At 45.1% G+C, this 21061-nt stretch carries 15 protein-coding genes; 12 read left to right on the top strand and 3 right to left on the bottom strand.

Annotation, left to right across the window (positions count from 1 at the left end; all coding sequences use genetic code 11):
* The first annotated feature begins 23 nt into the window (after nucleotides 1-23).
* Entirely contained in the window at nucleotides 24-1448 is a 1425-nt protein-coding gene (locus ABE28_RS22350) for a S41 family peptidase (protein WP_064467196.1), read from the top strand.
* A gap of 211 nt (nucleotides 1449-1659) precedes the next feature.
* Nucleotides 1660-2853, top strand: a complete 1194-nt coding sequence (locus ABE28_RS22345; protein ID WP_083232199.1) for a PDZ domain-containing protein — start codon at nucleotides 1660-1662, stop codon at nucleotides 2851-2853.
* Between the two features lie 591 nt (nucleotides 2854-3444).
* Here ABE28_RS22345 and ABE28_RS22340 read toward each other — a convergent pair.
* The gene (locus ABE28_RS22340) at nucleotides 3445-4434 is read right to left on the bottom strand and encodes an ABC transporter substrate-binding protein (RefSeq protein WP_064467197.1); all 990 of its coding nucleotides are present in this window, start codon (nucleotides 4432-4434) and stop codon (nucleotides 3445-3447) included.
* Nucleotides 4435-4613: 179 nt separating this feature from the next.
* Between ABE28_RS22340 and ABE28_RS22335 the strand changes: the two genes are divergently transcribed.
* Nucleotides 4614-5618 (top strand): FecCD family ABC transporter permease, encoded by a 1005-nt coding sequence (locus ABE28_RS22335; RefSeq protein WP_064467198.1) that lies wholly within the window; start codon nucleotides 4614-4616, stop codon nucleotides 5616-5618.
* On the top strand, nucleotides 5615-6670 hold the full coding sequence (locus ABE28_RS22330; RefSeq protein ID WP_064467199.1) for a FecCD family ABC transporter permease: 1056 nt from the start codon (nucleotides 5615-5617) through the stop codon (nucleotides 6668-6670). Before ABE28_RS22335 ends, ABE28_RS22330 begins: the two co-directional genes overlap by 4 nt.
* 53 nt (nucleotides 6671-6723) lie before the next feature.
* Here ABE28_RS22330 and ABE28_RS22325 read toward each other — a convergent pair whose 3' ends face one another.
* Both ABE28_RS22325 and ABE28_RS22320 read right to left on the bottom strand, forming a co-directional pair.
* Nucleotides 6724-7257 (bottom strand): YceI family protein, encoded by a 534-nt coding sequence (locus tag ABE28_RS22325; protein ID WP_064467200.1) that lies wholly within the window; start codon nucleotides 7255-7257, stop codon nucleotides 6724-6726.
* 193 nt (nucleotides 7258-7450) lie between these two features.
* Entirely contained in the window at nucleotides 7451-9718 is a 2268-nt protein-coding gene (locus ABE28_RS22320) for an MMPL family transporter (protein ID WP_167353421.1), read from the bottom strand.
* Between the two features lie 155 nt (nucleotides 9719-9873).
* On the opposite strand from ABE28_RS22320, the gene ABE28_RS22315 reads away from it, so the two are divergent.
* The 8 genes from ABE28_RS22315 to lgt all read left to right on the top strand — a co-directional run bounded on the left by ABE28_RS22315 (nucleotide 9874) and on the right by lgt (nucleotide 21058).
* Nucleotides 9874-11481, top strand: coding sequence for a catalase (locus tag ABE28_RS22315; protein WP_064467319.1), 1608 nt, complete (start codon nucleotides 9874-9876; stop codon nucleotides 11479-11481).
* 184 nt (nucleotides 11482-11665) lie between these two features.
* Nucleotides 11666-11896, top strand: coding sequence for a CsbA family protein (locus ABE28_RS22310; protein WP_034309928.1), 231 nt, complete (start codon nucleotides 11666-11668; stop codon nucleotides 11894-11896).
* Nucleotides 11897-12111: 215 nt separating this feature from the next.
* Nucleotides 12112-14097 (top strand): excinuclease ABC subunit UvrB, encoded by a 1986-nt coding sequence (gene uvrB, locus ABE28_RS22305; protein ID WP_064467320.1) that lies wholly within the window; start codon nucleotides 12112-12114, stop codon nucleotides 14095-14097.
* A 6-nt stretch (nucleotides 14098-14103) separates the two neighbouring features.
* A complete protein-coding gene (gene uvrA / locus ABE28_RS22300; protein ID WP_064467201.1) occupies nucleotides 14104-16983 on the top strand; it encodes an excinuclease ABC subunit UvrA in 2880 nt (959 codons plus the stop codon).
* Nucleotides 16984-17309: 326 nt separating this feature from the next.
* Nucleotides 17310-18410: a DUF4097 family beta strand repeat-containing protein gene (locus ABE28_RS22295; protein WP_064467202.1), complete on the top strand. Its 1101-nt coding sequence runs from the start codon at nucleotides 17310-17312 to the stop codon at nucleotides 18408-18410.
* Between the two features lie 295 nt (nucleotides 18411-18705).
* Nucleotides 18706-19077 carry an iron chaperone gene (locus ABE28_RS22290; RefSeq protein ID WP_064467203.1) on the top strand — a complete coding sequence of 124 codons (372 nt, stop codon included), beginning with the start codon at nucleotides 18706-18708 and terminating at the stop codon, nucleotides 19075-19077.
* A 209-nt stretch (nucleotides 19078-19286) separates the two neighbouring features.
* Entirely contained in the window at nucleotides 19287-20222 is a 936-nt protein-coding gene (hprK, locus tag ABE28_RS22285) for an HPr(Ser) kinase/phosphatase (protein ID WP_064467204.1), read from the top strand.
* Between the two features lie 23 nt (nucleotides 20223-20245).
* The gene (lgt, locus tag ABE28_RS22280) at nucleotides 20246-21058 is read left to right on the top strand and encodes a prolipoprotein diacylglyceryl transferase (RefSeq protein WP_064467205.1); all 813 of its coding nucleotides are present in this window, start codon (nucleotides 20246-20248) and stop codon (nucleotides 21056-21058) included.
* Nucleotides 21059-21061: the final 3 nt, after the last annotated feature.

The raw sequence follows: 21061 nt of genomic DNA, 5'->3' as shown, positions 1-21061 counted from the left end.
TCAGGTCAGAAATGGGGATAAATATGGTCAAAAAATGGGTACTTCCGCTAGCAATCATCATGTCATTAGCCATTGGAGCAGTGGGGGGCTTATATTGGACAAGCCTCCAGGACAAAAATGAAACGAAGCATGAAAGCCCAGCCATATCCAAGGATAAGGATTGGGCAAAAGTGGAACAAGCTTATGGCTTGATCATTAGTGAGTATGTCGAACAGGTCGATGGCTCCCGTTTGGTGGAAGGTGCGATCCAAGGCATGCTATCAGCTTTGAAAGATCCTTATTCCGTATATATGGACAAGGAGACCGCCAAACAATTCAATGAAACCTTGGATTCCTCGTTCGAGGGGATCGGTACTGAAATCGGCATGGAGGATGGCAAGGTGATCATCGTATCTCCATACAAGGATTCGCCTGCAGAAAAGGCGGGTTTGAAGCCAAAGGATCAAATCCTTAAGGTGAATGGTGAGAGTGTGGAAGGCTTGGATTTATATGAAACCCGCCTGAAAATCCGTGGTGAAAAGGGCTCTCCCGTCAAAATGGAAGTAAAGCGGGCAGGAGTTTCCAATCCACTAGAGTTCAATATGGTGCGTGCGGAAATTCCACTGGATACTGTATTTTCATCCGTTAAAGAAGTGGCCGGGGAGCAGATTGGCTACATCGAGTTAACCACTTTCTCTGAAAATACGGCGGCAGATTTCAAAAAGAAGATGAAGCAGTTAGAAAAGAAAGGGATTCAAGGCTTGGTCATAGATGTACGCGGCAATCCAGGAGGGCTGCTTTCCAGTGTGGAAACGATTCTTGGCGAGTTCATCATCAAAGACAAACCATATTTGCAAATAGCGGAAAGAACGGGAGAAACGCAATCGTTTTTTACAAGTCTTAAGAAAGCGAAAACGTATCCGATTGCAGTCTTGACGGATAAAGGGAGCGCTTCAGCCTCGGAAATCCTAGCTGGGGCGATGCAGGAGGCAGGTGGCTATCCATTGGTCGGGGAGAAGACCTTCGGGAAAGGAACCGTGCAGCAGGCAGTACCGATGGGAGATGGAAGTAAAATTAAACTTACACTGTATAAGTGGCTGACGCCTTCAGGGAATTGGATTCATAAAAAAGGGATCGAACCGACGATCAAAGTCAAGCAGCCGGATTACTTTAATGCTCATCAGCTTGCGGTTGAAGGGGTCCTGAAGCGTGACATGAACGATGAACAAATCCAATATGCCCAAAGCATTCTGAAGGGACTTGGTTTTGAAACGGGACGAGAGGACGGCTATTATGATTGGAATACGGAAATTGCAGTAAAAGCATTTCAAAAGCAGTTTGGTCTGAAAGTGACAGGGAAGCTGGATGCGAAAACCGCCGCCCATTTGGAAAGTGCGATTCTGGAAAAAATCCAGGATGAAGATAATGATATTCAGTTGCGTACCGCTTTGAATTACTTAGTGAAATGATAAAGAAGGTGCCGCCTCCATGATGCGGTGCCTTTTCCCCGTTTGGTCATAGCTATCGGCAGCATGAAAGGAGCGGGAGGCAAACTTGCGATAATGCTACTTTTTCTGCATTTGATAGGCAAGGAGGTTACATTTTTGATAGAATAGGAGGTAACTGACAAGAACGAATATCACATACGATTAATTACCCTTTGAGGATGGTGGAAAGAAATTGACAACGGATTGGCTGATTGCATGCATGATAGGATTAGGAAAACTATTTTTGCATCCTTTGCTTTATATTTCGATTGCATATTGTTTATTCATCGGCTATCTTCGTGTTAAACGGGAGCGCCATGACTTTAATACGAAGGTTTACAGGAATACGATGGAGCTGCGTTCCTTGTTATCTCATGGATTGATATGGGGGCTGCTTCTTTCATGCCTAACGTTGGCATCTGGGATGACCATTCCCTTGGCAGCGATGTTGATCATGGCCGGAGTGACGATTCTTGCTGTATTGACGATGAACAAGAGGATCGTTTCACCCGTATATACGGTGGGACTCACCTTCTTCATCCTTTTCTTTCTATATGATAGGGAGCTAAAGCTCCCGATATTGCAGGATGCCATTAATCAGCTCGATCGTTCCATCTATCCGACACTTGTTATTCTGATAGGGCTCTTGCTGATTGCGGAAGGATTTTTAATCGTTAGCCATGGAAGCAAGAAGGTCTCCCCGCAGCTGCAGGTGTCAAAAAGGGGGCAGCCGATAGGTGTTTACGTCTCACAAAGGATCTGGCTCATTCCGATGTTCGTCATGATACCGGGAGGACAACTTCCTGCTCCTTTCGATTGGTATCCGGTTTTTTCAATCGGTGATATGGCAATATCCCCAATCGTACTGCCGATTTTAATCGGTTTCAAACAAAAAGTGCATGGTATGCTCCCAGAGCAGGCAATCCGGGCACACGGCAAAAAGGTTGGGGCTCTAGGAGTGGTCATTACGGCATTGGCCATCGTTGGCTACTGGTACCCGATGCTTGCACTCATAACGGTCATTTTGGCTATCATCGGCCGTGAATTCCTGCATTATTCCCAAAGGGCAATGGATGAAAGGCTTCCTTTTTATTTTTCAAAAAGCAAGCTGGGCGTCCAGATCTTAGGCGTCATCCCTCAGTCCCCGGCTGACAAAATGGGGTTAGTCAAAGGCGAGGTCATATCGAAAATCAACGGTGTCATCGTCAGGGAAGAAGAAGAGTTATACAGGGCACTTCAAATCAACCGGGCCCATTGCAAGCTTGAGGTCATTGACAACAATGAACAGATTCGTTTCGTCCAAAGGGCATTATTTGACGGCGAGCATTATGAATTGGGCATTTTGTTCGTTGACGATCAACTGAAGGAAAGTGGCCAAGTTGGCTAACGGCTGTAACAGTGAAGACTGGCGTCTATATGAAAAATGAGTATTCTTTGTAAAAAACATGAAATCGCTTGGTAAATCGAAAGAGATGTTGTCTGTATTTTACAGGCGGCATTTTTTTATGTAACAGTCCGATAGATCATTACCTTTTGCTTTCTTAACTTTCCAGGGATTCCTCCAGTAGATTCGATGATCTGTAGGAGTATGTTTAAGGAAATAGTAAAGGTCCCAGACAGTAGGAAATGAAGAAATTATCTTCATTATCACGCAGAGCGGAATGGAACGAAGGGTGCGACTCCTGCGGGCTGAAAGCCCAGGAGGCCCACGGACCGCCCGCGGAAAGGGAGTCCCTGCAGTGGAAAGCAACGGATTCACTAGATACCAAACAAATAAACGGAATTCATTTTCAAGTACAAGCTGGGTGGAGTGGAACCTATCAAGTCCAATCCTGCAATATCTATCGGTAATGGGAGGGCTATCCGCATTTCTTCATATAAACAAAAGCACCCTACGAGATAGACTGTTCAAAATGTCTATACCATAGGGTGCTTTTGTTAAAGCATTATCTAGTTTGTCATGAAGTAAGCCGGATTATTACTTTTTCAGCATAATGTTTTCTAGGTCGTCCAACATTTTATTAGCGGCAATGACCCCGCCTGCTGTATTCCATGTCGCGTCACTGACTTCATGGGCATTTCCTTTTTTGACTGCATCAAGATTTTTCCAAAGCGGATCGTTCGTCCACTCTTTTGCTGTGCTGAGTGCTTGTTTGTCGCCTTCAGGAGCGTAAGTGAAGTAGAAGAGGATGTCTCCGTCCATTTTAGGAATGACTTCTTTGCCTACCTCGATGGCAAGGTTGCCTAGCTTATTATCAGCTGTGAACAGTTCCTTCTGTTGTTCAGCACGTTTGAAGCCTAATTGATCGAAAATCACTCCAGAGAATGAATCAGTATAATAAATGCGTGTAGTGCCAGCCATGAAACGGACGACGGAAACTTCTTGATTGACCTTGTCGCCCAACTTAGCTTTAAGATCCCCAACGTGCTTATCGAATTGTGCAATTACGTCGTTCCCTTTATCTTCAAGGTTTACGGCTTTTGAATAAAGCTTAAAGTTTTCTTTCCAATCACCTCTAAGCGTTTCGGAAAAGACGGTAGGGGCGATGGCGCTTAATTTACCATAAATGGCTTCTTGGCGAATCTTGCTGCCGATGATCAAGTCAGGCTTAAGTGATGCGATTTTCTCTAAGTTCACTTCATGCTCCACACCTACTACTTCGACTCCATCCATATCAGCTTTAATATGGTCATACCAAGGGTCGCCAAGCCAAGATTGTACGGCACCGACAGGTTTGATCCCTAAAGCGATCAATGCCTCAGTACCTTCATTCGTTAAAACGACCACTCTTTTTGGTGTTTTCTTCAATTCAGTCGAGCCCATTGCGTGCTCGATCGTATAGCTTGTATCCTCTTTTTTGTCATCAGCGTTCGTTCCTGACGTCTTATCTTCCGAGTTCCCGCAAGCTGCAAGCAGGAAAACTGCAAATATAGTAAAAATGGTGAATAATGACTTGACCCTTAACATGTATGTATCCCTCCTGTTTTAAGCGAATGATAATCATTCGCACTTAACAGAATCATAAAATGAATATACTATTCTGTCAATATATAATTGAAAACGATTATCAAAATCATTGACATAATTCTGATGGCGCCCGTACAATTGAATAAAATAGTACATGATGATTGGGATGGTAACTGGATATGTTATTAAAAAATACATGGCAGAAATGGATGGGGCTGTTCACTACCGTTCTTTTGCTGCTTTTTTTACTGTGCTCAAGTATTGTATACGGTTATACGAATACCACATGGCAAATGGCGATTGATGCTTTCACGCATTTCGATGGGTCGAACGAACATATCGTGATCCAATCGGTCAGACTTCCGCGTGCCTTGATCGCTTCGGCCATTGGTGCGAGTTTGGCCATTTCAGGAGTGCTGATGCAAACACTGACCAAAAACCCGCTTGCTTCACCGGATATATTCGGGGTCAACGCCGGGGCGGGCTTGGCGGTGGTCGCGGGTATCACCATTTTTGGAATAAGCAATATGCAAGTGTTCACTTGGTTATCTTTCATCGGGGCGGCAATCGCCGCAATAAGTATCTATATGATAGGAAGCATGGGACGGGGCGGCTTGACGCCGATGAAGCTGACTTTGGCTGGAGCTGCCATGACGGCCATGGTAGCGTCACTGACACAAGGTCTTCTAGTTTCCAATGAGGCTCTATTGGATCAAGTATTGTTCTGGCTCGCCGGATCGGTTTCGGGCAGGAGTCTCGATAATTTAGTTGCGGTCCTTCCTTACCTTTTAGTTGGATGGGGGCTGGCCTTGATCGTCTCCGGTAAAATGAATGTATTATCCATGGGTGAAGATGTGGCAAAGGGTCTTGGTTTGAATATCGTTTTCCTTAAGCTTGTCCTTGGGCTGTCAGTCATCCTGCTCGCCGGCGGATCAGTGGCGGTGGCGGGACCGATAGGCTTCATAGGAATTGTCGTCCCGCATCTTACCCGTTATATAGTGGGAATCGATCATCGCTGGCTGATTCCGTTCTCCGGGCTTTTGGGAGCAGTGCTTTTGATTGCAGCCGATATCATATCCAGGTATATCCTGATGCCCCGGGAAGTGCCCGTCGGAGTCATGACGGCGATCATTGGCACCCCATTCTTCATTTACATAGCTAGAAAGGGGTTCAGCAGCCGATGAAGCCATACAAAAGCTTTCGTTTATTTAATGAAAAAATATCATTCTTAATCGATAAAAAAGCGATGATCGTCGTTTTGATATTATTTTTGGTCACCTCCTCAGTATTTGTGATCAGCACTGGATTGGGTGAAATGAATATTCATCCATGGAATGTCCTGCAGGTCTTATTCGGAGGGGGAACGGATGGCGATCGCCTGATCATCCAATCCTTTCGCCTGCCGAGAATCATCGTTGCCCTTTTGGTAGGGATGGGCCTTGCCGTGGCGGGAGGAATCCTTCAGGGGATGATCCGAAATCCGCTTGCCTCACCCGATATCCTGGGAATCACGGGAGGGGCGACAGTGGCGGTCGTTGGCTTCATGGCGATTTTTAGCGACAAAAATCATTCTCTAACGGTAAGCATCAATTGGTTGCCGTTAGCAGCCTTCATCGGCGCGACCATCGTGGCATTGCTCGTATATTCATTAGCCTGGAAAAATGGCGTTCCCCCAATAAGGCTTGTGTTGATCGGAATAGGGATAATGGCTTTAATGAAGGCGCTCACGACGATGATGATGATCCTCGGCCCGGTCTATCAAGCGAGCCAGGCGAACCTCTGGATTACGGGATCGGTTTCCAACTCTACATGGAATAATATCGCCATACTGGCGCCATGGACATTTTTGTTCTTATTGATAGCCTTCCTTTATGCAAGAAATATAAATTTACAGGAGCTCGGTGATGACCTGGCGACCGGTCTTGGCGGGCATGTACAAAAACAGCGGTTCACATTATTGATGATCAGTACGGCCTTAATCGGCGGTGCCACTGCTTTTGCTGGAGGAATAGGCTTTGTCGGTTTAATGGCACCCCATATGGCGAGAAGGCTGGTAGGTTCGAGCTTTGGTGTACTGTTGCCCGCATCTGCTTTGCTTGGCGGCATCCTGGTCATGATAGCCGATTTGATTGGAAGGACCTTATTCTCCCCGCTGGAAATACCAGCCGGGGTCTTTACCGCAAGCATCGGTGCCCCTTATTTCATTTATTTACTTTATCGAACGAGAAATGCATGAAAAAAGAAGCAGCCGTCCAACTAAACTGGACAACTGCTTCTTTTTTTTTTGCCTCAAGCTTCTTTAGCTGCCTCGATATCGAGGGTAAGAGTGATTTGATCACCAATAAGGACGCCGCCCGTTTCCAATGCTGCGTTATAAGTTAAACCATAATCACTGCGTTTAATTTTTCCTTTTCCGCTAAATCCTGCTTTTTCATTTCCCCATGGATCTTTTCCTTGACCTTCGAAGGTGATTGCAAAGGTTTCTTCTTTTGTAATTCCATTAAGGGTTACATTTCCTGTTACATCGTATTCATCTTCATCCGTTTTTACGATTTTCGATGACTTGAATGTTAATGTTGGATTATGTTCCACATGGAAGAAGTCAGCGGAACGCAGGTGATTATCTCTATCTGCATTGCGAGTGTCAATGCTGGCAACATCCACGTCAAAATCGATTTCTGCAGTAGTCAGATCCAATGGATCCGCTGATATGTTTGCACTGAATTTATTGAAGCTGCCTTTAACTTTTGCAATCATCATATGTTTTACGGAAAATTCAATCGAACTGTGTGTCGGGTCGATCGTCCAATTCGAAACTGTCATGATTATTCCTCCTAATGATTAATCCTAAAATTATTTATCTTTAATTTGAGATATTTGAACTTAATGTAATTATAAAAGGTGGAGGAGATGGTGTCAACTGAAATCTTTTCCTGAATTTAGAAAACACGGAAAAACCCTGTGCATAAAGTGTACAGGGTTTTTCCTTTTTATAGGCGGTGAAATCCGCTTGCCTTTAATTTTTGCTATGCTCTTTCTCTTCTAGATCAGTGACCTTACTTGGCCAGAAGGCATGGCGGCCGAGCAGGGCGGTTATCGCAGGAACGAGGAATGGACGGACGATGAACGTGTCCATCAACACGCCTAGTGCTGTAATGAGTCCGAATTGAACGAGCACTTGAATCGGCAGTGTGGCAAGAACGGAAAAAGTGGCAGCTAAGATTATTCCAGCGGATGTGATGACACCGCTCGTTTCAGCCACACCTTCCCTGATTGCACGTTTGATTGACATTGTCTTTTTCTTGCGCCAAATGCTCGAAACCATGAAAATATTGTAATCTTCCCCAAGTGCAACAAGGAAAACGAATGAATAAAGTGGAATGGTTCCTTCAATGGCATCCACACCCATGAAATGATGCAGGATGATCCAACCCAGTCCCATGGCTGCAAAGAATGAGAGAATGACCGTACCCATCAAATACACCATTGCCGTTACGGAACGCAAATAGGCTAGAAGGAGCAAGGAAATCAAGACGATGATAATCGGGATAATCTTGAATTCATCGGCTTTCACGGTGTCCCTTTTATCAAATTGAGTGGCTGTCTGGCCACCGACCCATACCTTTTCATCGACATTCGAGATCTTGGCCGATTTCAATTCCTTCTCCGCTAAGGTGCGAATGTCGGGAATGGAATCGATCGCCTCGATGTCGTAAGGATTCATGTTGAATTTGACTTCATAGGATTTCAGGTCTTTATTGGACTTGCCTGCAACGGGATCATTAACGCTTTCAACGATTTTCATCCCTTTTAATGCCGGGGCTAAATCGATATCCTTACCTTCTGTATCGACAACCACTGTGACAGGTGCAAGCTCGCCTGGTGAGTAGGAGTCGGAAATGACAGCGTAGCCTTCCCGTGAGTTCATATCTTCAGGGAATGATGACAGAATATCATATGAATATTTTATTTGTGAAGAATATCCAGCTAAAATGCTGAAGATGATCAGGCAGGAAACGATGACGGTCCATGGCTTGGTTGTGACGATATGGCCAATCCATTTACCGATGCGCCCGGATTCCTTATGTTTTTTGACGGCTTTCCCTTTTTTCTTGGCCCGCTCTTCTTCCATGGACGGTGTCCGCGGAATGATCGGGAAGAAGGAGGCTCTCCCGAATACGGAAAGCAAGGCTGGAACAAGTGTTAAAGCTGCTACCATCATGATCAAAATGGATAAGCTGAACGGAACGGCGAAACGGTGATAGGCACCATATTTGGCGACAAGCAAGGTCAGCAGGGAGATGACGATCGTCAGACCGCTCATTGCAATCGCCCCTGAGGAATCTTTAAATGCAGCCATCATGGCTTCCCGTTTACTAGCATGATTCCTTAATTCACTTCTATAGTGGGAAATTAAAAATAGGCAATAATCCGTGCCGGCACCGAATAATAACACGGTCATGATTGAAATCGCCTGTGAATCGACTGTAATCCAGCCATGGTTCGCCATGTATCCCAGGATAGGGCTTGTGACAAGATAGGCAAAGCCTACTCCGATCAGTGGGATGATGGCTAGAAGTGGAGATCTGTAAATCAGTAGTAGCACGACGAGTACAAGGATTACGGTGGCTAATAGCAATTGAAAATCTGCACCTGCAAATAATCCCGTTGCATCGACCGATATCCCGACAGGTCCTGTCACTCGAAGTGATAATTCATCTGAATCCGTTGAAACTTTGAATGGGTCCGATCCGATGCGATCTGAAACCATGTCATTAATGCTTTCAAGATTTTTTTCCAAAGTGGCAGTCTCGGCATTTTCTTTAAAGAAAAGCGGCTGTACGAAAGTATTGCCATCTTCTGAAACTGATTTTTTTAGAGCAGGTAACGGAAGTTCATGAAGCGGTGGAAAGAAAGATTGCTGTGTCAGTGGTTTGTCCGTCAGCTGCTTCGAAAGGTACTGGATTTCAGCCAAGTCGGCATCCGTCAATCCGCCTTCACGATGCCATGTGAGTAATGCTGGTATCCCTGACGAATTCGGAAACTCTTCTTTAATGAATTCATCTGCAACGACAGAAGCAGAGTCCGCAGGCAGGTCCGCGCTGTTGTTTGACGTTTCGTCCTTTACCGCGGGCAATGCGAAGGTCAGTATGATTGCTGCCACTATCCATACGGCGATAACAACCCAACGACTGATCTTTCCGGTCATCATCCTGCCTAATTTACTTAATATTGATTCATCCAATGAGGGCACCTCGCTTTTAAATTTTTCGTTTATATTCATTATAGTGGAGTCGCCCCGGTTTATACAAAGATGGGTGTGCTTCCTTCACTTTGCCGAAAAGGCTTGAGGTCCCTTTTCAAAAAAATAATGAAAGGTAAATAAAATGAAAGATTGAAGAGTGAAATAAAGGGAATAGGGGAAAGTAATGAATGGATATGGCTTTAATTAACAAAGGAGGGATTTTTTTGTCTGATGAATCCAAAAAAATAAATGATGAATCGAAAGAAACCTTGACGAACAGGCAAGGGCACCCTGTAACGAATAACCAGAGTCTTAGAACGGTGGGGAACAGGGGACCAAGTACATTGGAAAACTATGATTTCCTGGAAAAAATCAGCCACTTTGATAGGGAGCGCATCCCTGAAAGGGTCGTGCATGCCCGTGGTGCAGGAGCCCATGGCTATTTCGTTCCGACTGGCAAAGCGGGGGACGAGCCAATTTCAAAATACACGAGGGCTAAGGTATTTCAGGTAGAAGGCAAAAAAACACCTGTATTCGTAAGATTTTCATCTGTTATCCATGGCGGGACATCTCCGGAAACGTTACGGGATCCAAGGGGATTTGCCGTTAAATTTTATACGGAAGATGGGAACTGGGATCTTGTAGGTAATAATCTGAAAATCTTTTTTATCCGTGATGCGATGAAATTCCCGGATTTGATTCATGCCTTCAAACCGGACCCCGTCACGAACATCCAGGATGGGAGAAGGATTTTCGATTTTTGCTCCAGCTCTCCGGAAACCTTCCATATGGTAACGTTCTTATTCTCCCCTTGGGGCATTCCAGCCAATTATCGCATGATGCAGGGGTCAGGCGTCAATACGTATAAATGGGTGAATGAAGAAGGTGAAGCCGTTCTCGTCAAGTATCACTGGGAACCGAAGCAGGGCATCAAGAACCTGACACAGAAGGAAGCCAATGAGATACAAGCAACGAATTTCAATCATGCCACACAGGATTTATATGAAGCGATCGATCGCGGTGAATTTCCGGAATGGGATCTGAACGTGCAAATCATGAGTGACGATGATCACCCCGAATTGGATTTTGATCCGCTCGATGATACAAAGATTTGGCCTAAGGATCAATTCCCCTGGCTGCATGTCGGCACGATGGTATTGGATAGAAACCCGCAGGACTACTTCACTGAAGTGGAGCAGGCTGCCTTTGGTACGGGCGTCTTGGTGGATGGACTTGACTTCTCGGACGACAAGATGCTCCAAGGCCGTACCTTCTCTTACTCGGATACACAACGCCACCGTGTGGGAGCCAATTACCTGCAATTGCCGATCAATGCCCCTAAGAAGCCGACAGCAACGAATCAGACCGGCGGACAAATGCAATACGAAGTGGGCAGAGGTAACCAAAGCCCCCACATAAACTATGAACCATCGACAGTAGGCGGCTTGAAAGAAGCCGAGCAAACGGGTAAGGAGTATACCCCTTTCGTAGAAGGGAAACTGGTACGTGAAACAATAGATCGCCAAAGCAATACGAAGCAGGCTGGTGAAACATTCCGGGAATTCGAAGATTGGGAAAGGGATGAATTGATCTCCAACTTAGTATCGGCTTTGGCACCGGCAGATCCACGCATTCAAGAAAAAATGATCGCGCTCGCAAACGAGGCTGATGAAGACTATGGCCGCAGACTAAAAGAGGGACTGGCCTCCGCTTCTGAACAAACAGATTCCTCCAAACCGATGGGAGGGACGGATAACCCAGGGGATGCTGCCAAAGAAGGGCACGAAGCAGATCCATATTGACGGTCAAAGAAGCAGACTTCCTTTTTAAGGGGTTTGCTTCCTTTTCGTTATGGAAATAATGATGGAGGATTCAAACGTTCTTTTTTTGGATATCGGAAATCAAGCAGGAAATAGATTGGCAAAAAACAGCATAATCATTTAAACTGAAATTACTCTATTTTTCTCTTATAAAGGAGATGACAAAATGATTAAAATTCTTTCTGCCCTTTTCCTTCCTTGTTTACTTGTCATGCTTTTTTCAAGAGTTACCTATAACAATGTCGTGGGTCTTGTGTTAACGGTTGCCTTGATCACAGCTTCTGCATATAAAGGTTATACGCATACGAACTTATTGATCATCGTTGATGCATTATCCCTGACAGTGGGATTCTGGCTATCAAAAAGAATGATGAAACGAACATCCAAGAGCGCCTGAAACAAAGGTGCTTTTTTTGTACTCAGCTTGGCTTCACGTACATACCCGTGAAGGATATAAATGAAAAAATAGAATGGGTGTTCGCTTATTGCTGGTTTGTTTTGGGCCTGTTGTGGTAGAATGTGTATATATACTTATTAAACCGGAATAAATAGAAGGGGTATGACCATGTCCCGTTTTTCATATAAAAATATTTCTATAGGAGGCTATGCTTGGTGAAGGATAAGTTTGAGTTAGTCTCAAAGTACTCCCCACAAGGAGATCAACCTGCAGCAATAGAACTGCTTGTCAATGGCATTAATGAAGGAAAGGAAATGCAAACATTGCTGGGGGCGACGGGAACAGGGAAAACGTTCACCGTATCCAATGTCATTCAGCAAATCAATAAACCGACTCTTGTCATTGCCCACAATAAAACGTTGGCAGGGCAGCTTTACAGTGAGTTCAAAGAGTTTTTTCCCAATAATGCCGTTGAATATTTCGTAAGTTATTATGACTACTATCAGCCAGAGGCTTATGTCCCATCCACCGATACATTCATCGAAAAGGATGCCAGCATCAATGATGAAATCGATAAGCTTCGCCACTCGGCCACTTCGTCTTTGTTCGAAAGGGAAGATGTCATCATCATTGCCAGTGTATCCTGCATTTATGGGCTGGGATCACCGGAAGAATACCGGGAGATGGTGGTTTCGCTTAGAACAGGCATGGAGATGGATCGGAATGCCTTGCTGCACAGGCTCGTGGACATTCAATATGAGCGGAATGACATTGCTTTCCAACGCGGGACCTTCCGCGTGCGTGGTGACGTGGTCGAAATATTCCCGGCCTCCCGCGATGAACATTGCGTACGTGTCGAGTTCTTCGGAGATGAAATTGACAGGATCCGGGAAGTCGATGCACTGACTGGCGAAATTACCGGTGAACGTGAACATATTGCCATTTTTCCTGCTTCCCACTTCGTAACCCGTGAAGAGAAAATGAAAGTCGCGATACAAAATATCGAACTGGAATTGGAAGAAAGATTGAAGGTATTAAGGGAAGATGAAAAACTCCTTGAGGCACAGCGGTTGGAGCAACGGACCCGTTATGATCTTGAGATGATGCGGGAGATGGGTTTTTGTTCAGGTATCGAGAACTATTCCCGCCATTTGACGCTCCGTCCCGCAGGTGCGACTCCATACACGTTAATCGATTATTTTCCTGAGGACTTCCTATTGGTCGTCGATGAATCCCACGTGACCCTTTCGCAAATCAGGGGCATGTTCAATGGGGACCAGGCACGGAAGCAAGTTCTGGTGGACCATGGCTTCCGCCTGCCGTCCGCAAAGGATAACCGTCCGCTAAGATTTGAGGAATTCGAGAAAAAGGTCCATCAATCGATATTCGTTTCAGCGACACCGGGACCATATGAACTCGAGCATACACCTGAAATGGTCGAGCAAATCATCCGTCCTACCGGCTTGCTTGACCCAACTATCGAGGTTCGTCCAATTGAAGGGCAAATAGATGACATGATCGGTGAAATACAGGATAGGGTCAAAAAGAATGAACGTGTCCTGATCACGACCTTAACGAAAAAGATGTCCGAAGACTTGACCGATTACTTAAAGGAAATCGGCATCAAGGTTCAATACCTTCATTCTGAGGTGAAAACCTTGGAAAGAATAGAAATCATCCGCGAGCTGCGAATGGGCAAATATGATGTACTCGTCGGAATCAACCTCTTGCGGGAAGGATTGGATATACCGGAAGTGTCGTTAGTGACCATCCTCGATGCTGATAAAGAAGGCTTCCTTCGCTCGGAGCGTTCGCTCATCCAGACGATGGGCCGTGCTGCCCGTAATGCCAACGGACATGTCATCATGTATGCCGACCGCATCACGAATTCGATGGAGCTTGCCATTAATGAAACGAAGCGGCGCCGTGAAATTCAGGAGCAGTATAATGAAGTGCATGGAATCCTGCCGCAAACCATTCAAAAGGATATCCGTGATTCCATCAGGGCTACCCATGTTGCGGAAGAAGGGGAAGAGTACAAAGAAGATCTTGCGCCAAGCCTTGCGAAGCTCCCTAAAAAAGAGCGCCTAAAAGTGATGGAAAGCATGGAAAAGGAAATGAAAGAAGCGGCAAAGGCGCTGGATTTCGAAAGAGCCGCCGAGCTGCGTGATTTATTACTAGAGTTAAAAGCGGAAGGGTGACGAAACATGGCAATGGATAAGATTGTGATCAAAGGCGCAAGGGCCAACAATTTAAAGAATATTGATATCACGATACCGAGGGACAAACTTGTCGTCCTTACTGGGTTATCGGGATCGGGAAAGTCTTCCTTGGCTTTTGATACGATTTATGCAGAAGGGCAAAGACGTTATGTGGAATCATTATCCGCTTATGCGCGTCAATTTTTAGGTCAGGTGGATAAACCGGATGTCGATGCGATCGAGGGCTTATCGCCTGCCATTTCCATAGACCAGAAAACGACCAGCCGCAATCCTCGATCAACCGTAGGGACCGTTACGGAAATCTATGATTATTTAAGGCTGTTATATGCACGTGTCGGCAGGCCGACCTGTCCGATCCACAACATAGAAATCAGCTCCCAAACAATCGAGCAAATGGTGGACCGCATTCTTGATTATCCCGAACGGACCAAGCTTCAAGTATTGGCACCGCTAGTCTCCGGCAGGAAAGGGACACACGCGAAGGTTTTGGAGGAAGTCAAGAAACAAGGATATGTCCGCATTCGCGTGAATGGGGAAATGCATGATTTAAGTGATGATATCGTCCTGGAAAAAAATAAAAAGCATTCAATTGAAGTGATCATTGATCGTATCGTCATTAAAGAGGGCGTGAGGGCAAGGCTTGCCGATTCACTGGAAAGTGCTTTGAAGCTAGGTGAGGGCAAGGTCATCATTGACGTTATGGGCGAGGAGGAACTGCTGTTCAGTGAGCATCATGCTTGTCCATACTGCGGTTTTTCGATTGAAGAACTGGAACCAAGGATGTTCTCCTTCAATAGCCCGTTTGGAGCCTGTCCCGATTGTGATGGTTTGGGGGCAAGGCTTGAAGTGGACCGGGACCTTGTCATACCCGATAAGGATTTAACCCTGCGTGAGCATGCCATTGCACCTTGGGAACCGACGAGCTCCCAATATTATCCTCAGCTGCTTGAGGCGGTAGCCAACCATTATGGAATCGACATGGATGTGCCCGTTAAAGATCTGCCTGAAGATAATATGGATAAGATTTTAAATGGCTCGGGTAAAGACAAGATTTATTTCCGTTATAAAAATGATTTTGGAAGAGTGCAAGAGGGATATATATCATTTGAGGGTATCCTGAAAAACATCGAAAGGCGTTTTAAGGAGACGAGCTCGGATTTCATTCGTGAGCAAATGCAGAAATATATGTCAGAGCACCACTGCCCAACCTGTAAGGGGCATCGATTGAAAAAAGAAAGTCTGGCCGTGCTCATTCAAGGGGTCCATATAAGTGAAACGACTGCTTTATCCGTCGAAGATTCCCTGGCATTTTTCGATAAGCTCGATTTGACGGAAAAAGAGGCAGCGATCGCGAGGTTGATTTTACGGGAAATTCGTGAGCGGCTCGGATTCTTGGCTAATGTAGGGTTGGAATATTTGACGTTGAGCAGGGCAGCGGGAACATTATCAGGCGGCGAAGCGCAGCGTATTCGATTGGCAACGCAGATCGGTTCACGGTTGACGGGGGTGCTGTACATTTTGGATGAACCGTCCATCGGGCTGCATCAGCGCGACAATGACCGCTTGATCGAAACGTTGAAGAATATGCGTGAAATCGGTAATACCCTGATCGTTGTCGAGCATGATGAAGATACGATGCTTGCAGCTGATTATTTGATTGATGTCGGTCCTGGGGCAGGAGCCCATGGAGGGGAAATCGTCGCTGCCGGCACACCGGAGGAAGTCATGAACAATCCCGACTCGCTGACGGGTCAATATTTGGCAGGGAAGAAGTTCATCCCATTGCCATTGGAGCGACGTAAAAACGATGGCCGTGTCATTGAAATAAAAGGTGCCAAGGAAAATAACCTGAAGAATGTGAATGTGAAGTTCCCGCTTGGGGTCTTTACAGCCGTGACGGGTGTTTCGGGGTCAGGCAAGAGTACGTTAGTGAACGAGATCCTCCATAAGTCATTGGCCCAAAAGCTGAATCGTGCAAAAGCTAGACCAGGGGACTTTCGTGAAATTAAAGGGATTGAGCACTTAGATAAGGTCATCGATATCGATCAGTCCCCGATAGGGAGAACCCCGCGTTCAAATCCAGCTACGTATACAGGTGTATTTGATGATGTTCGTGACGTTTTTGCGACGACGAATGAGGCGAAGATCCGCGGTTACAAAAAAGGGCGTTTCAGCTTCAATGTGAAGGGCGGCCGCTGTGAAGCCTGTCGCGGCGATGGCATTATCAAGATTGAAATGCATTTCCTTCCGGATGTATATGTTCCATGTGAAGTCTGTCATGGAAAACGTTATAACCGGGAAACGCTTGAAGTGAAATATAAAGGGAAAAACATTTCTGACATCCTCGATATGACAGTCGAGGAAGGCGTCAATTTCTTTGAAAATATTCCGAAAATCAAACGGAAGCTCCAAACGATCTTTGATGTTGGCTTGGGCTATATCAAGCTTGGGCAGCCGGCCACGACGTTATCGGGCGGTGAAGCGCAAAGGGTGAAGCTTGCTTCTGAATTGCATCGCCGTTCGACCGGCCGTTCCTTCTATATCCTGGATGAACCGACTACCGGGTTGCATGTCCACGATATAGCAAGGCTGCTGGAAGTCCTGCAGCGCCTCGTTGACAACGGGGATACCGTTTTAGTGATCGAGCATAATCTTGATGTCATAAAAACGGCAGACCACATCATTGACCTGGGGCCTGAAGGCGGAGACAAGGGCGGAACGATTGTCACGTATGGTACGCCTGAAAAAATCTGTGAGGTTTCCGAATCATATACGGGAAAATATCTAAAGCCAGTATTGACGCGTGATCAAATCCGCATGGAAAACTTGATTGAAGCAAAAGAACAAGAGCATGAACATGCCTAACAAGAGCAAGCCATTCCGGCTTGCTTCTTTTTGATTATGGATTGAATCGGTCAACGCTCAACCTCGCCATAGCTTCGTTTTTCCCTGCAAGCTTAAAGGATGAGCTCATCTTGTTTGTTTTTTTGTAGAAAAATGAAAGGGGTCATTTAATCAATCATTTGATTAAATGCCGGGGAAACAGAATATTTCCGGGGGAATTTTCTTTTTTCCGTTTCAGAAATTGTCATTTGAGTTTGTCGAATGAAGATTTAAACGGTTTTTATGAAACTTTTTAAATATCTAGGCGTATGTATGAATAAAATGATTGAAGAAAGTGAGGAATGTTCATGCAGGAGGAAAGAAAGAAGATATTGGAAATGATTCAGGATGGAAAGCTATCAGCGGATGAAGCCATGGGCCTCTTGGAAGAATTAGAAAAGGCCAGTCAGGAAAGTGAAGCGAAAGAGCAAAAACTGCAAAATGAATTATCAACGGTAGTCGTGGAAAAGAAAAGTGAAGGAAGCACACACGACTCATTTAAGAAGAATATCCAATCATCAAAAGAAAAGATCTTTGATTTCGTTGAGAGTGCTTTTAAGAAAATCAAAGAAACCGACCTGGATTTCAATTTCGGGAAATCGGTTGAGGTCAGCCATATTTTTCAGCATGATTATGATTTCCTGAACGAAGTGGATGTAGATATAGCAAATGGGAAAATAAAAATCGCTGCATGGGATCAGCAGGATGTCCGTGTAGAATGTCAGGCAAGGATTTATCGGGTGGAGGATATTGAAGAAGCGAGAAAAAATTTCTTGGATGAAGTGGATTTTTCGATTAAAGATGGAAAGATCATATTCAAGGTGCGGGAAAAAGCGGTGAAGGTCGATACGATCATGTACATTCCGAGGAGGGAGTATGAGAAGATTCAGGTAAGGCTGTTCAACGGTGCCATCACGACTGAGTCCTTGAAATCCGAAAATCTTAAAGCCAAAACCGCGAATGGGTCCATTCATATCATGCATGGTAATGGAGATTCGTGTGAACTGGAAACCGGTAACGGAACGATCACCATTTCAGATACGAACTTCAATGACCTCGAAGCGGAGACTTTGAATGGTGCGATTAGAGCGGATGGGTACTTCAAGAAATTGGATGTTCAAACGTTTAATGGAGAAATCGTTTGTAACAATTCAGGGCTGGATTGCGACTCTATACACGCTAAGTCAATTACTGGAAAGGTTCAGCTGAACCTGCCAGCGGGTAAGGCGATTGAAGGGGAGTTGAAATCCAACTTGGGCAGCTTTAACGTAACCTTGGAGGGGATGACCATCGTAGAGGAGAAAAGCGATGTTGTCCAAAAGGTTCTTAAGTTCAAGACTGTGAAGGAAGAGGTTCCCTCACTTCACGTATTTGCAGAAACGAAGACTGCAGCGATAACGATTTCCTGATGGAAAAACCCGCCGATTCGAAATGGCGGGTTTTTTCGTGTCGATAAGAAATGGAGTTGCACCGCGTCAACCCGTTGGATATGATTGTCTAAAGGGCAGTGGGGTTTTATTTCGAAGAAATGCAAACATCCACAGCTCAAGTGGAGTGATAATTGAGTCCGCAGTTTGATAGCTAAACTCTGGAAATGGAAAAGAAATACATGAACTATCGCTGAACAACAGGTTGGTGTAACTTGGATAGGATAAAATCGATACGCAATATTCAGACGATAAATTAATTGAAGGAGAGAATGAGATGGAAGTTTTTTCAGAGTACTTAGATAGTATGGCTAATCAGGGACATAGGGAGCGAATGGAAGAAGTTTTGACTTGGGTTAACAATGAATATCCCCATTTAATGCCTAAAATTGCGTGGAATCAACCTATGTTCACCGATCATGGTACGTATATCATTGGCTTCAGCGTAGCCAAACATCATTTGGCTGTTGCTCCTGAGGCGGCAGGGATCAAGCATTTTTCAGATGAAATTGTGCAGGCCGGCTATGAGCATACAAAGCAATTGGTGCGTATTCGCTGGGATGGTCCGGTTGATTTCTCATTGCTTAAGAAGATGATCGAGTTCAATATGCTGGATAAGGCAGACTGTTCGACTTTTTGGCGAAAATGAAAACAAAAATAGTCCCACACATTTCGACCAGCCTTTTTAAAAATTGTAGGGGATAATCGATTAACTTGCGGCGGATGGTTAAAAAACAGGACGGCAGAGTGTAACAAAAAACAATAAATCGATCATGCTTTGTTTGGTTATTAACAGAAAAATGCTAAAATATTAAAGTATCTCGAAAAACAGCACCGCTCCAGAAGGAGGAAAGATATATGGCAAAAGTCCGTACAAAGGATATCATTGAAGCGTTGGGTCTAGAGCTCATCAGTGGGGAAGAAGGAATTAACCGACCGATTGTCACAAGTGATTTATCTCGTCCAGGTCTTGAAATAGCCGGTTTTTTTGATTATTATCCTGCCGATCGAGTACAGCTATTAGGAATGACAGAGATGTCCTTTTTTAATCGCCTGAATGAACCTGAACGTGTTCAGAGGATGGAAGAACTATGCAGGGACTTTACTCCGGGCATCATCATCACACGTGGACAGGAAGTGCCGCTTGAGTTGGTAGAAGCTTCTGAGCGGGAATCGGTTCCCGTGATGAAATCGAATATGAAGACAACACGGCTATATAGCCGTCTGACCAACTTCCTTGAAAGCAAGTTGGCACCTACAACGGCTGTTCATGGTGTATTGGTCGATATATATGGCTTAGGTGTATTGATCACTGGAAAAAGCGGTGTAGGAAAAAGTGAGACGGCACTCGAATTAGTGAAACGGGGTCATCGTCTAGTCGCTGATGACTGCGTTGAAATCCGCCAGGAAGACCAAGATACTTTGGTCGGGAACGCACCGGATTTAATTGAACACCTTCTTGAAATAAGAGGACTGGGCATCATTAATGTCATGACTCTGTTTGGTGCTGGTGCAGTCCGCAGCAATAAAAGGATTTCAATCGTCATCAGCTTGGAGCTATGGGAAAAAAATAAGCAATATGATCGTGTCGGTCTTGATGAGGAGAAAATGAAAATCATTGATACGGAAGTGACGAAAATAACCGTACCTGTTCGCCCGGGGCGGAATTTAGCCGTTATCATTGAAGTGGCAGCCATGAATTATCGCCTGAAGAAAATGGGTGTCAATGCGGCAGAGCAGTTTTCGGATCGTTTGAATCATGCGATCGCAGATCCGGAAATTGAAGAATTTTAAACGTATGGAAAAGAGGGGTCATAATGGAACAAGGAATACAGCCGCTGAATCCGATTGCGATTGATCTAGGGCCTATCCAGGTTCATTGGTATGGACTGATCATCGGGTTCGGTGTGTTATTGGGCCTTATCATCGCTTTGAGGGAATCGGAGCGGAGAGGTCTGGATAAGGAAATATTTACGGATTTGATTTTGTTTGCCGTACCGATCGCAATCATCTGTGCCCGCATTTATTATGTCATCTTCCAGTGGGAGTACTATTCACAGAACCCAGGTGATATCATAAAAATATGGAATGGCGGAATTGCCATTCACGGCGCGTTGATTGGATCGGTGTTGACCGCTATCGTTTTTGCCAAGGTGAAGAAGATCTCGTTTTGGAAGCTGGTCGATATCGCGGCTCCGAGCATATTGCTGGGGCAGGCGATCGGGCGCTGGGGTAATTTCATGAATCAGGAAGCGCATGGTGGAGAAGTGACGAGGGCATTCCTCGAAAATATGCACTTGCCGGAATTCATCATTAATCAAATGTACATAAATGGCACCTATTATCATCCGACCTTTTTGTATGAGTCGATTTGGAATATCATCGGGGTCATCATCCTTTTAAGTCTGCGGAAGGTGAACTTGCGCAGGGGGGAGCTATTTTTGACCTATGTTTTATGGTATTCAGTCGGCCGTTTTTTCATCGAAGGATTGCGTACGGATAGCTTGATGCTGACGGATTCACTGCGAATCGCGCAAGTGATCTCAATTGCATTGGTAGCAGCAGCCATTGCCCTTATCGTATATAGAAGGGTCAGTGGGCAAGCGGATAAAAGATATTTGGACCTATAGGGA

The sequence above is a fragment of the Peribacillus muralis genome, assembly GCF_001645685.2.
Lineage (GTDB): Bacteria > Bacillota > Bacilli > Bacillales > DSM-1321 > Peribacillus > Peribacillus muralis_A.
The sequence above is the reverse complement of the archived record's forward strand: the minus strand, read 5'-3'. Positions and strand labels throughout refer to the sequence as shown.